The 13,994-nt window shown below is 37.2% G+C and carries 11 protein-coding genes; 7 read left to right on the forward strand and 4 right to left on the reverse strand.

Annotation, left to right across the window (positions count from 1 at the left end):
- Positions 1-5 precede the first annotated feature (5 nt).
- The gene (locus FLEMA_RS0109210) at positions 6-338 is read right to left on the reverse strand and encodes a winged helix-turn-helix transcriptional regulator (protein WP_026995220.1); all 333 of its coding nucleotides are present in this window, start codon (positions 336-338) and stop codon (positions 6-8) included.
- A 92-nt stretch (positions 339-430) separates the two neighbouring features.
- Between FLEMA_RS0109210 and FLEMA_RS0109215 the strand changes: the two genes are divergently transcribed.
- Positions 431-1,066 carry an NAD(P)-dependent oxidoreductase gene (locus FLEMA_RS0109215; RefSeq protein ID WP_026995221.1) on the forward strand — a complete coding sequence of 212 codons (636 nt, stop codon included), beginning with the start codon at positions 431-433 and terminating at the stop codon, positions 1,064-1,066.
- 89 nt (positions 1,067-1,155) lie between these two features.
- On the opposite strand, the gene FLEMA_RS68045 is transcribed toward FLEMA_RS0109215, so the two are convergent.
- The gene (locus FLEMA_RS68045) at positions 1,156-1,584 is read right to left on the reverse strand and encodes a LytR/AlgR family response regulator transcription factor (RefSeq protein ID WP_026995222.1); all 429 of its coding nucleotides are present in this window, start codon (positions 1,582-1,584) and stop codon (positions 1,156-1,158) included.
- 415 nt (positions 1,585-1,999) lie between these two features.
- On the reverse strand, positions 2,000-2,962 hold the full coding sequence (locus FLEMA_RS0109225) for a sodium-dependent bicarbonate transport family permease (protein ID WP_026995223.1): 963 nt from the start codon (positions 2,960-2,962) through the stop codon (positions 2,000-2,002).
- A gap of 340 nt (positions 2,963-3,302) precedes the next feature.
- On the opposite strand from FLEMA_RS0109225, the gene FLEMA_RS0109230 reads away from it, so the two are divergent.
- From FLEMA_RS0109230 to FLEMA_RS0109240, 3 genes are all read left to right on the forward strand, one after another.
- Complete coding sequence (locus FLEMA_RS0109230; protein WP_026995224.1) at positions 3,303-3,947, forward strand: ankyrin repeat domain-containing protein; 645 nt, start codon at positions 3,303-3,305, stop codon at positions 3,945-3,947.
- A 257-nt stretch (positions 3,948-4,204) separates the two neighbouring features.
- On the forward strand, positions 4,205-7,153 hold the full coding sequence (locus FLEMA_RS0109235) for a M16 family metallopeptidase (RefSeq protein ID WP_144080070.1): 2,949 nt from the start codon (positions 4,205-4,207) through the stop codon (positions 7,151-7,153).
- Positions 7,154-7,328: 175 nt separating this feature from the next.
- Complete coding sequence (locus tag FLEMA_RS0109240; RefSeq protein ID WP_026995226.1) at positions 7,329-8,435, forward strand: NAD(P)/FAD-dependent oxidoreductase; 1,107 nt, start codon at positions 7,329-7,331, stop codon at positions 8,433-8,435.
- A gap of 305 nt (positions 8,436-8,740) precedes the next feature.
- On the opposite strand, the gene FLEMA_RS0109245 is transcribed toward FLEMA_RS0109240, so the two are convergent.
- Positions 8,741-9,202: an Lrp/AsnC family transcriptional regulator gene (locus tag FLEMA_RS0109245; RefSeq protein ID WP_026995227.1), complete on the reverse strand. Its 462-nt coding sequence runs from the start codon at positions 9,200-9,202 to the stop codon at positions 8,741-8,743.
- Between the two features lie 251 nt (positions 9,203-9,453).
- On the opposite strand from FLEMA_RS0109245, the gene ald reads away from it, so the two are divergent.
- The 3 genes from ald to FLEMA_RS0109260 all read left to right on the forward strand — a co-directional run bounded on the left by ald (position 9,454) and on the right by FLEMA_RS0109260 (position 13,994).
- Positions 9,454-10,569 (forward strand): alanine dehydrogenase, encoded by a 1,116-nt coding sequence (gene ald, locus FLEMA_RS0109250; protein ID WP_026995228.1) that lies wholly within the window; start codon positions 9,454-9,456, stop codon positions 10,567-10,569.
- Between the two features lie 222 nt (positions 10,570-10,791).
- The gene (locus FLEMA_RS68050; RefSeq protein ID WP_052354039.1) at positions 10,792-12,651 is read left to right on the forward strand and encodes an LTA synthase family protein; all 1,860 of its coding nucleotides are present in this window, start codon (positions 10,792-10,794) and stop codon (positions 12,649-12,651) included.
- Positions 12,652-12,887: 236 nt separating this feature from the next.
- The gene (locus FLEMA_RS0109260) at positions 12,888-13,994 is read left to right on the forward strand and encodes a LysM peptidoglycan-binding domain-containing protein (protein ID WP_026995229.1); all 1,107 of its coding nucleotides are present in this window, start codon (positions 12,888-12,890) and stop codon (positions 13,992-13,994) included.

Consider the following 13,994-nt stretch of genomic DNA (forward strand, 5'->3'; position numbering starts at 1 on the left):
TAGCCTTAGCCCAAAACTACCTTTCGGTGTTTTTGTCCCCATGCTACAATTTGTCCAATAAGTGGAGTTAATGATTGGCCGTGGCTCGACAAACTATAAACAACCGAAGCCGATGCTAAGGTGTCTTCTTCACGCACTATCAGTTTGTTCATTTCTAGGTATTTTAGTTCTTTTGTCAACGTTCTGGGCGTAATAAGTCCCAAATCTCTTTTTAGCTCGTTAAAACGTTTTGCTTTGTCGCACAAACTGGCCAAAATAGCCCCACGCCAGCGGCCTCCAATAATGTCGAGAACATCCTGTACGTCTCGTAGTTGTACTTGTTTTTGTTTGTTTTTCATAAAAAAGTAGTATCCTAAAAGATAGCGGTATTTTATGCAAAGGTAGTATATTTTGGATACTTGTTTGATACCTTTGTTCAAAAAAAAACAATATGAATATCACAATAATAGGAGCTTCGGCAGGTGTTGGCTTAGAAACCGTAAAAAGGGCCTTAGATAGAAATCACTATGTGACTACACTTTCACGATCTCAGATGCAAATCAATGATAATGAAAGACTTATCAAATTGAAAGGTAGTGCAACCAGTAAAAGCGATTTGCTAAAGTCGATTGAAAATGCCGATGCTGTAATAGTAGCCTTAGGTACTGGCAAAAGCATGAAAGCTACTACTTTATATTCTGATTTTGCCAAGCTTTTGGTCGAAATTCAAGCAGAAACAAAAGTGTCTATTCCCTTTATTATACTGACTGGGTTTGGGGCAGGAGAAAGCGGAAAATACCACGATAGTTTTATCATGAAAATGGCTTTTAAATTCTTGTTAAATGATGTTTATGCCGATAAAACCAAAATGGAAGAAATCATTGCAGGGTCAAGCATTACATGGGAGATTGTACGCCCTGGCCTTTTGAAAGATAAGCCTCTGACAGAAAAATACAGAGTCGAAAACCAACTCTACAAAGGCATAAATATTGGTAGTATTAATAGAATCGATGTGGCAGATTTTTTAGTGAAACAAGCCGAAAACCCAACTGAGCTTTATCAATATCCAGCATTGTCTAATAACTAATTGTGCCAAAACGAACACCAATAATTAGGAATGTATTTGCCTGATTATTAGTTTTTAAGTTATAGGCTGTTTGGCAATCGACCAATTTGCTAGTCGATAACGCTGTAAATATGCTTAATGATGTCGAGGAAATCTTTCTGATATTTTCTACCAATTGGGATTATCATTTTATTAATGCTGATTTCGTTTGCCGAAAACTCATGAATATGGTTGATATTGACTAAATACGAACGGTGTACCCTAAACATATTGGCCATTTGGAGCTTTTCTTGGATTTCCGTTATACTTCTTTTTATTACATATTTTTTATTGGTATTAGTAACCACATTTATATAATTGCCATCGCTTTCAATATACGAAATATGATTGTAGCTGACTTTGATGAATTGGTGGTTTTGTTTGATAAAAATAGAAGGCTCATTTGTTTTTATTGGTAATGAGTTGGTTATTAGTGGATTAATAGAAAAGGCAGATTCTACTGTTCCAAGGATTCTGGTCGATAAAGCTTGAGTTGTCATAAAAATGTGCTAATGCTTTAAGGGTATTTCTTCGTAATGTGTTTATCCAACGTTGGTTTGGAGCAACACACTAAAATAATTTGTTTGAGATAGATATTACAGAAGTATCAATAGTTATGAAACGGTGTTTTACTTCTTTATCACAAATAAAATACATAGAAGATTGTTACTTTGGTGCTTCTTGTATCAATGGGAGTTTTGGCTGAATGAATGGGCAAATTTCATACACAGAAAACCTTCATAAAAGAAACAATAGCACTAGAATCAGCTAAATCGGAAATATACGCCACAGGTATTTTGCATCTTAAAATTGATGTAAATACCTGTGGCATATACCTATAAAGAAAATAGTGTTTTATAAAAGTTATTTAAAAACTTTGGCAACAGCCGAATTGATTTGCAAAGCGTAAAATAGCTAGAAAAGCTGCACAACAAGAAAGTAAATGGGCATTCCAATGGTAATATTAATTGGAAAAGTTACTGCCAGTGGCATTGGTAAATAAAGTCCGGGGTTGGCCTTGGGTACTGTAATTTTCATGGCTGCAGGTACAGCAATATACGAGGCACTGGCTGCCAGTACAGCAAAGATAAATCTGTTGGTAATATCGCTAGTAACAAACGAGCTGACTATGGCAAAAAAACAACCATTTATCAGAGGAATGATGATGGCAAAAACAAAAGGAAACCAGCCAAAAGAGAAAAATGATTTTAGCTTTCGGCCACTTGTAATACCCATGTCTAGCAAAAAAATCGCTAAAAAACCTTTGAAAAGGTCGTTGGTAAAGGGCTTGATACCTTCGGCTTGTTTGGCATTGGCCAAAAACCCAATCACCAAACTTCCAAGAATAAGCAATACACTACCGTTGGTCAATGAATGAGTAAGAACAGCTCTTTTTTGTATTTTCTGTGAATCGTCTTTGTTGTATACCGAAATCAAAATGAGTCCAACAATAATGGCTGGCGACTCCATTAGTGCCATGATGGCTACCATGTGCCCGTGTAATGTCAATTGCTGGGATTCAAGAAACGATACCGCCGTAACAAACGTTACTGCACTTACCGAGCCGTATGCGGCGGCTATTGCACCAGCATCAAATACATTGAGCTTTTTCTTGAGAATGAAAAACGTATAGAAGGGAATAAGGGACGAAATACTGATTCCTAATAACATCGACCAGCCTATTTCACTGGTTAGGGTTTCGTGCGATAACTCCTGTCCACCCTTAAATCCAATAGAAAATAACAAGTATAAAGAAATAAATTTGGAAGAATTGGGCGGGATTTCTAAATCACTTTTGAGATACACTGCAACAATACCAAGTACAAAAAATAATAGTGCGGGATTGGTAAGGTTTTCAATTAGTAAATTAAAGTTCATGATATATAAATGCTTAGTTTTTTAGTTGGTTTTGCAAAGTTGGGTATCATATTTTATAATTTTTTATTTATATTTAATATATTATGTATAAATATATTTTATGAATACAAGCTTGTATCAGCGATGTAATCGAAAAATCGGAAGAATAGCAAAGCTGTTTTGGAGGGGTAGTAACAATTTCAACAGCCTTCTACGAATGGAGGAATAACTGTTGGGAAGAAATAAAAAACACATAACAAATACGTAAAGTTTACGATAGCAGCCACAGAGTTAGTGTAATAAATTATAGTGTAAAAAAACTTGTCTAGAAAGTATATATTTGCACAAAAACAGCTCAACTATGTTAAAAGAACTAATTGATAATAAAGACTATCAAGGTATTGCAGATACCCTTATTCATAACCCTAGCCTTGCCAATGCGGCTATGTCATATAGCAACGACAATGCGGCAAAAGCTCATCCATTGCATCGTATTTGTGATGGTGTGTTTTTTGGTAAATATACCGATGAAGAAGCTGTGCAAATGGCAAAAATCTTTCTTGAAAACGGAGCAGATATTAATGGCGGCGAGCTTATAGAAAAACAAGATACTCCTTTGATTGCTGCAGCTAGCCTATATGCCGACCAAGTAGCTATTTGTTATTTAGCCCACGGAGCAAACATTCATCATGCAGGATGCTATGGCGGTACAGCCCTGCATTGGGCAGCATGGTGTGGCCGAGTAGCAGTAGTAAGGGCTCTTATCGAACACGAGGCCGACCTCAACAAGCGGTGTATTGATTTTGAGGCTACACCATTATTTTGGTCGGTGCAAGGTTATAAAAATGGAGGAAACACCAGCAAGGAAGATTATCTGGCATGTATTCGTTTACTGTTACAGGCAGGAGCAAACAAAAATATCCCTAATATGATGGGAAAAATCCCCTTTGATTTACTAGATAATAGTGATACTGATTTTAAAGAAATACTGAGTGACTTGAAGTAAAAAAGCTGAATTACTACCCATTAATCAAACGCTATGGCAGCTATAAAATGTGTTGTAGCGTTTACTTTTTGTTTTTGGTTATCCGTATATCCATCAAAGTGGCTGTTTGGGCAATATCTTCGTCAATACCGCCAAATCCTCCCTTTTACTGTAATAAGTTATCTTTAATCAGTTTTTTCAACCGTTCAAAAATTTCGAGGTATTTAAAATAGCTCAATTTCGTATATTGCTATTTATAACTTTAACCTTAATGAATTATGCTAAAAATGATTAAACCGCTATTCGTTCTGATGGTATTGGTCAACACCCTCGGAGCAATTGCACAAAGCAAAGTTGAATGGAAAACTGCATCTGCTGGTGGCTACACATATCGTTATGTCACAAACGACCCGCTCAAAGCTAGATTTTATCAATTGAAAAATGGGCTTACAGTTATTCTGAGCGAAAATCACAAAGAACCTCGTATTCAGGCTCTTATTCCTACTAGGGCAGGCTCTAATACCGACCCTCGCACACACACAGGTTTGGCTCATTATTTAGAGCACATGCTTTTTAAGGGTACAGATAAGTACGGCTCGCTTGATTGGGCAAAAGAAAAACCTCTTTTAGACAAAATAGACGCACTATATGAGCAGTACAACAAAACTACGGATGCCTCTAAACGCAAAGAAATTTATGCCGAAATAGACAAGGTATCGGGCGAGGCCGCCAAGTTTGCTATTGCCAATGAATATGACAAAATGATGGCATCGATGGGCGGGCAAGGTACAAATGCTTTTACCTCATTTGAACAAACCGTTTATACCGAAGATATTCCTACCAACGCTATCGACCGCTTTATAGCTCTTCAAGCTGAACGTTTCCGCAATCCAGTGCTTCGTATTTTTCATACCGAGTTAGAAGCTGTATATGAAGAAAAAAACCGTAGCCTCGACAACGACCCATGGAAAGTGTACGAAGCCAGAAATGCAGCGTTATTCCCAACTCATAACTATGGCCAGCAAACTACTATCGGTACAATCGAGCACCTCAAAAATCCATCGTTGGTAGAAATCCGCAATTACTTCCATAAGTACTATGTGCCAAATAATATGGCCATTATTATGGCAGGTGATTTTAATTCGGATGAACTTATCAAAAAAATTGATGCGGCCTTTGCCTACATGAAGCCCAAACCAGTACCAGCTTATAAGCCTGCTCCCGAAGCCCCTATTACGGCTCCGTTGATTCGTGAGGTTTTTGGTCCTAATCCCGACAATATTACTATTGCTTGGAGATGGCCGGGTGCTTTGAGCGTTAAAGAGCGTGTAATTGGTACGATTGTCGACGAGCTGATGTCCAACTCAAAGGCAGGTTTGATTGATATTAACCTTTCAAAAGCCCAAAAAGTACTTCGTGCAAGTTCAAGCCCTGAATGGAATAAAGATTACTCTGTTTGGCAAATGACAGGTACACCTAAAAACGGTCAAAGCCTCGACGAAGTAAAAGATTTGTTGATGGGACAATTAGAGTTGTTGAAAAAAGGTACTTTCGACGAGTCGATTATCAAGGCTATTGCTGCCAATTACAAACTAACCGCAATTCAGGGGTTAGAAAAAAATGACTCACGTGCTTACAAACTATTAGAAGATTTTGTGGTGTCGAAGGGCGAAGATTGGCCTGCTACTATTTCTTTAGCCAACGACTTGGCCAAAGTTACCAAACAACAAGTGATAGACTTTGCTAACAAATACTGCGGCAAAGGCTATGTGGTAGTATACAAAAGAAAAGGTGAAGACAAAAATATTATTAAAGTAGACAAACCAACTATTACACAGGTAGAAACCAACCGTGAAAAGCAATCTGCATTTTTGCAACAAGTGAATGCAATTCCAATGAGCGATATAAAACCTCAATGGGTTGATTTCAACAAGGATTTGCAAAAAGGTAAAGTAGGTGCTGCCGAGTTGTTGTATGTCAAAAATGATGACAATGATTTGTTCCGTCTCAATTATCGCTTTGATATGGGTAGCTGGAATAGCAAAATTTTACCAATTGCATTGCAGTATCTCAACTTTTTGGGAACAGAAAAATTAAGCTCGGAGCAAATCAGTACCGAATTTTATAAGCTAGCTAGCAATTTTAATACTTCTTTTACCGACCACCACATTACATTGACAGTTTCGGGCTTAAACGAAAACTTTGACAGAACGGTATCGTTGTTTGAAGAGCTTGTTACCAAGGCTAAAGCAGACCCTGAAGCATTGGAATTGCTAAAAGGACGTTTATTAAAACAACGCAATGATGCTAAAGCCAACAAAGGGGCTATTTTACAAAGCTTGGCAGTATACGCCCAATACGGTGACAAAAACCCAAGAACAGTCTTGAACTTGTCAAACGATGAGCTAAAAGCCCTAACAGCCGAAGAACTGATAACTTTCTTGAAAGATTTGTTTTCGTACAAACACACAATTGTGTATTATGGCCCCAAGTCAATTGCCGACTTGAGTACTGCTTTACAAACTGTACACAAGCTACCAAGTCAGTTCAAAGCCGATTTACCAGTTATTGTACAGTTTGACCGCAAAACCCCTAGCAAAACACAAGTGTTGTTTGTGAATTACGACATGGTTCAGGCCGAAATCGACTGGGTACGTCCAACCGTAAAGTTTGACCCAAGTGCTACACCAGTTATTGATTTGTTCAATAATTATTTTGGAGGAGGTATGTCGTCTATTGTATTCCAAACTATTCGTGAGTCAAAAGCGTTGGCCTATTCTACTTACGCCTATTATTATACGCCAAGTACCAAAGACGAAAAATACTTTATGATGGGGTATGTGGGTACACAGGCCGATAAAATTAACGAGGCTATACCGAGTATGAACGAGCTATTTAATAGCTTCCCAGCTTCGCCCAAAAACTTGGAAACAGCCAAAGCAAGTATGAAAAAAACGTATCAAACTGAACGAATTACACAAGATGCTATTGCATTTACGTATTTGTCGGCTTTGGAAAAAGGTATCAACTATGACGAACGCCAAAAAACCTTTGATGTTTTGGATAAGTTGACCCTCGACGATTTGAAGGCTTTTCACGAGCAAAATATTGCCAATAAGCCTGTGATTTATTGTATTGTAGGTTCTGAAAACAAAATCAAAGCAGACGATTTGGCCAAATATGGCGAAGTGAAAAAGTTGAGCTTGGAGGAAGTTTTTGGTTATTAACCAATGGCTATGCTCGCTCATATTTGTTGGTAGCATGTAAGGCTCAATAATAATTAGGTCGAGAATTACCCCAAAGGTGATTCTCGACCTAATTGTTTTTATAAACCACACTTAACCTTTTGTTACCTATAGGCGTTATCCCATTGATAATTGTTGTTGTATAATCCCCAATAAAATGTTTGATGTAATTATAATAGGAGGAGGTTTGGCTGGCTTATGTGCTGCTATTCAACTTCATAAGTCAGGGAAAAGGGTTTTACTTATAGAGAAAAAACACTATCCTTTCCATAGGGTATGTGGGGAGTATGTCTCGAATGAGACCCAACCTTACTTACAACAATTAGGATTAAATTTAGAAAGCCTTGGTGCTAAATCTATTACAGAATTTCAATTTACCTCTCCTCAAGGCCATAGTTTACTAGCTGACCTTGACCTTGGGGGTTTTGGAATTAGTCGTTATAAACTAGATTATGCCCTGTACCAATTAGCCCTAGGTTATGGCGTTACTTGTTTGTGTGGAGTAGAAGTAGAGCAGGTAGTTTTCCAGCAAAATAGCTTTGTAGTATATACTTCTCAGTCGAGCGAGGGGCTAGAGGCTCGGTATGTAATTGGGGCTTATGGTAAGCGAACCAAATTGGATGCAACATTGAAAAGACCTTTTCTAGCACAACGAAGCCCTTATGTTGGTATCAAGTACCATATCAAAACAGATTTTCCACAGAATCGTATTGCATTGCATAATTTTAAGGATGGTTATTGTGGTATTTCGGCTATTGAAGACGATAAGTATTGTTTATGTTATTTGACAACACGAGAAAATTTGAGAATAAATAGTAAGATACCAGATATGGAAAGGAATATTCTCTGGAAAAATCCCTATCTCAAGGAAATTTTTACAACCTCCGAATTTTTGTATAACAAGCCCGAAGTAATTAATGAAATATCATTTTCCCCGAAAAGCACTATCGAAAATCATATCTTAATGATAGGCGATACCGCAGGATTAATTACGCCTTTGTGTGGCAACGGTATGGCAATGGCAATTCATGGAGCAAAAATAGTATCCGAAATTTTACTCGAAAACTTTGAAAATAGAACAGAAGTAGAAACCCTTTTTGCACAACAATGGAAACATCATTTTGCTACTCGTCTTTGGGTAGGACGCACCGTACAAAAATTATTCGGGAACGAATTATTGTCTGAAATAGCTCTACAAACCTTACGGATTTTTAGGCCAGCCCTAAGTATTATTATGAAATCAACACATGGGAAAACTTTTTAGCGAAAAAAAATTATATTTGGTTATAATTATTTTGTGCAGAATAGAATTTGTATTTTTCTTATATTGTCAAAAATAAAAATATATAATAGGTTTTTATTCAATTATTTTAATAATAAGTATAAATGCCTAGTTTTGGTAAATTGAATTCTTGGTATTATGTTTGCATACCAAATTACACTTCAACGATTAGACCTGTAAGCGTTACCAGACTACTTACAGGTTATTTTTTTGTCTATACCTTAGCTGGCAATCAGAACAGCAATATGTTATATCATGATGAGTTATAGCCCCTCCCAAACACTTCTTTAGTACAAGGGTATTACCGTGGTATTTTTAACTTCCGACATCACAAACGAACTACTAATATGGGCTACGCTTTGTAAGCTCGAAAGTTTTTTCTGGTAAAAGTCATTGTAAGCTTCCATATCTTTGGCAATAACCTTTATTAAATAATCGTAGTTGCCCGATACAATACTGCATTCAATTACCTCTGGAAATTGTTTGATAGCCTCCTCAAATTCTACAAAATGATTCTTTTGCTGTTTGTCTAAGGTAATACTACAATATACCAGTAGGGGATTGCCCAAAAGTTTTCTGTTTAAGATAGTTACGTATTTTTCAATAATGCCCTCATGTTCCAGTCGCTTGATTCTATCATGAGTGGGTGTCATGGATAAATTAATCTTCTGTGAAATTTCTTTGATAGTTAATTGGGCATTTTCTTGAATTAATTGAAGTATTTTGATGTCGAGATTGTCTAAGCTCATAAGATTGACAGAAATTTTTATTAGTTTAAGGGAAAAAGCTACACCATTTACAGGAAAAAATCCTTTATAAGTTCAAAATTATTAAAACAATTTCTTATTTATAAACTCATAGTAAAATAATTTCCTGTATTGCGTAATTTTGTTTCACACTTCATCAACAATGTCTTATCTGGATAGTACGATTGATTGTGAAGCTTGTCAGATAATGGCATCATTAACCCATAGTATAAATCCTTAACAAACCCAAAACAATGATAATCGGCGTACCTAAAGAGATCAAAAACAACGAAAACCGTGTAGCATTAACACCAGCAGGTGTGGCAGAATTTAAGAAAAATGGCCATACTGTGTATATCCAAACACAAGCAGGTGTAGGAAGTGGTTTTTCGGATGAAGAATACCAAAAAGCTGGGGCAAGTATTTTGCCAACAATAGAAGAAGTATATGCTATTGCCGAAATGATTTGTAAAGTAAAAGAACCTATTGCTTCTGAATATAGCCTTATTAAAGAAGGACAATTGTTGTTTACTTATTTTCACTTTGCCTCTTCAGAAGAGCTTACACACGCTATGATTAAGCAAAAAGCAACTTGCTTGGCATACGAAACCGTAGAGAAAAACGACCGTAGCTTGCCATTGCTAGTACCGATGTCGGAAGTAGCAGGACGTATGGCTATTCAAGAAGGAGCGAAGTATTTGGAAAAACCAATGGGCGGTCGTGGTATTTTGTTGGGTGGTGTAGCTGGTGTAAAACCTGCCAATGTATTGGTACTTGGCGGAGGGATTGTAGGCACACAAGCTGCTAAAATGGCCGCAGGATTAGGTGCAAACGTTACGATTATGGATGTAAGCCTTCCTCGTTTACGTTATTTGGAAGATGTAATGCCTGCCAATGTTGACACTGTAATGTCAAATGAATATAACATTCGTGAAGCTATCAAATTATCGGATTTGATTATTGGAGCGGTATTGATTCCTGGAGCAAAAGCTCCGCATTTGATTACACGCGATATGCTGAAAGAAATGAAGCCCGGTACAGTACTTGTCGATGTGGCTGTTGACCAAGGCGGATGTATCGAAACTTGTACGCCAACAACCCACGAAAATCCAACGTTTGTAATAGACGGTATTGTTCACTACTGTGTAGCTAATATGCCAGGTGCAGTACCATATACTTCAACGTTAGCTTTGACAAACGCTACTTTGCCGTATGCTATTCAATTAGCTAATAAAGGTTGGGAAAAAGCTTGTCGTGAAAATGAAGAACTTAAAAAAGGCCTTAATGTTGTACAAGGCAAAATTGTTTATAAAGGTGTTTCTGAAGCATGGGGGCTTACATTGAGCGACCTTTCGGAGGTATTAGCGTAGTTTAACACACACACCACGTATTGATTCTTGTTGTTTGAAATTGAACCTTTAAGAATTAGATAACGTTACTATATAGTTAAATGCCATCGTCATTTTGAGGATGGCATTTCTTTTATCAATACTTGTATAATTTGTTATTTATAAATGTATCTCTTTAAACGTCAGTATGCCCTCTTATTCAAGCGGATAGGTTGGCTAATGTGCCTTTATACACTATGTAGAGTGTTATTCTTATGGCTCAATCGTTCTGCATTTAGTACAGCTTCTGCTACAGACCTACTGTATGCTTTTGTATTAGGGCTTCGTTTTGACCTCTCTGTTATTGCTATTATCAATATGCTGTATGTGCTGTGTGCTCTTTTACCGCAAAAACTGTGGGATAATCTTTCCTATCAAAAGTTTTTGAAGTGGTTTTTTGTTATTCCTAATGCTCTATTTTTATGGTTTAATGTAGTTGATTTAGAATACTATAAATTTATTGGTCGTCGAACCAACTTTGAAATATTGGGTATTGCCAACGATGCTACTGACCAAGCTCTCAATTTGGCTGGTGAATTTTGGTATTTGGTTGTAATAGGAGGCATTCTTACATGGGTTTTTGTTGCATATCTGCCTCAATATCAAACGGTAAAAGTGTTGGGGAAAGACCAAAAACGCTGGAATCCATTTCTGATTTTTTCGGCCTTATTTACTACTGCTTTATGTATTTTGGCTTTTAGAGGAGGTTTGCAAGAAAAACCCTTGCGTATCAATCAGGCATTTGTACAAAATAATAGTGCCTTGGGCAATTTGGTGTTGAATACACCCTTCACTTTTTTGACTACGGTAGATGCCGTTGGTACTCATAAGGTAGATTATATTAGTCAAAACAAAGAATTGCTTTCGCTGGTGAGCCGTGATACTGAATTGTCAGGTTTCAGGCACAATGCTCCTCAAAACGTAGTAGTGATTATTGTAGAAAGTTTGTCGGCCGAATACATGGGCTTGGGCAATTCTTATGAAGGATATACCCCTTTTCTGGATTCGTTGGGTAGGGCTGGTTTTTGTATGCAGCAGCATTTTGCCAATGGTCGGGAGTCTATCGATGCTGTGCCTGCTGTTACGGCTAGTATCCCTAAGCTGATGGACGAGCCTTATATTACCTCGATGTACCAATCTAATCTAATCGAAGGCTTAGGTACAATTGCCAATACTAAGGGGTATAAAACTAGTTTTTTTCATGGAGCAAAAAACGGTTCTATGGGTTTTGAAGGCTTTTCTCAAATAGCTGGTTATCAGCATTATTTTGGGCTGAACGAATATCCCAACAAAGCCGATTATGACGGTCATTGGGGTATTTTCGACGAGCCGTTTTTACAGTTTTTTGCCGATAGGTTATCCCAAGAAAATACGCCATTTGTGAGTACAGTGTTTACCCTAAGCTCGCACATGCCTTATACAATTCCAGAACAACACAAAGGTAGATTTAAAAAAGGGCCATTAGAAGTTCATGAAACTATTGGGTATGCAGATTATGCTTTGAAGCGTTTTTTTGAAAAAGCCAGTAAACAACCTTGGTTCAAAAATACTCTATTTATCATTACAGGCGATCACACCCAACAAAACCACGAAGCCAAATACGCCAATGAACTAGGGGCGTATCGTGTGCCATTGATTGTTTTTCATGGTGGAAATGAGGAAAACAAGCGTTTGAAAAGTTTTGTCCATCCTCAAAAAATTACCCAACATGCCGATATTATGCCTTCAATAGCCGATTTCTTGAATATCCGTTTGGCTCAGCCTCTCCCTTTTGGTGAGTCTATTTTTAGGGCTGGCAATGGAGGCTTGGCTTTGCAGTACAATGAAGGTATTTTTAGAATGGTGTTACCCGATAAGTATATCAAGTTTGATGGCGATAAGGTACAGGCCTTTGGATATAACTTGGCACAAGGGAAAATATGGCCTTTAGCCTCCGATTTATCCAAAAACTTAGCTATAAAAGAATTACAGGCTTTTATTCAATATCATCATAATGGACTGATTGATAATTCATGGATCGAAAATCAGGTTTATAATAAAACGTATTTGGTAGAACGTAAATAGAGAATTTTAAGACTGAAATTCTATCAAGGAAGGGGAATATGCTTACTTTTGTGTAAAGTTTTAAAAAGTACAAAGTAATGTAGTCAATATAATTATTGTGTACCTTATTATGTAAGTAGTTGAGCTTATGGTTTAGTATTTGGGTAGATAATGGATTGATAGTCAGTTTTTTGATTGTTAGTCTACTTAGTTATTCACTTACTGAAACCTAAAGCCATTATTCCCCCCAAAATCTAATGACACATACCGTTCAAGCCAAGGAAACTCTATTTAGCATTTCAAAAAAATATGGACTAACTGTTGAGCAGTTAATGAAAGTCAATAATTTGCTTAGTAACAATTTGTTTATTGGGCAAAACTTAGTGATTTCTTTGCCTTCACCCGTTACTCCCAATGTCCCAGCAAAGCCTGTAGTAAGTTCTTATTTAGACACCCGCAAGGCTTTTGTGGTAAACAAACAGCCCAAAGGAACGTTTAATAATTATACGATTTCGTTTCCTTCCCCCAATGGAACTATTATCACAGGTTTGTTTCGAGACAATTATCCTTCACCCAACCGTGTCAATGCCAAAGGAATTAGCTACACAGGCAAAAGTTTGTTTGATACAAACAGAACACTCTTTGCCGATTTGTGCCAGCAAAACTATTATTTAGAAGTACTGCATCATATTGCCAAAAATGAGGGCTGTTTCGACGCTATTAATAGCTATGACAAAGCTATCTTCTCATTTGGCTTTATTCAATTTACAGGAGCAAAAGCTAGTGGAGCAATGCTTACAAGGGTTTTGCAAAGATTCAAATTAAGAGACGAATATGCTTTCAACGATTGTTTTACTCAATATGGTATCAATATCCAGTCCGACAAAGTACCAATTTTTAAAGTAGCCACTCCAGCTATTACCCTAGAAGATGATGCCGCATATACCGAAGTAGCCAATAATCTTCAGCTAACTGGGGCATTTATTGCCAGTGGGTTTAGGCGTAGTATGATTAGGGCTCAGGTAGAAATTGCGTTGGAGGAATATGTCCTAAAGGCAGTTTCGCCAACAGTTATGCTTAATTTTAAGGGACAAAGTGTGCCCTTAAATAACGTCCTAAAAACCGAAGGAGGCTTTGCTTTGCGGATAGATTTATGTGTGAATAGAGGTTTGACAGGCTCGTTATCAGTCTTAAAAACAGCTATCGAAAAAGTAGCCCAAGAATCGGGTATTACAACGGCGGTAGGTTTGGCCAAAATTAATGAAAGAAGGGTAGTAGAAGTACTAGCCATGAACGAAACCGATACCCTAAAAAGAGATAGAACCCTAAAGCTGCTCAATGAAGGCTTTAGTTTCTGGAAATAA

Source organism: Flectobacillus major DSM 103, from assembly GCF_000427405.1.
GTDB classification, from domain to species: Bacteria; Bacteroidota; Bacteroidia; order Cytophagales; family Spirosomataceae; genus Flectobacillus; species Flectobacillus major.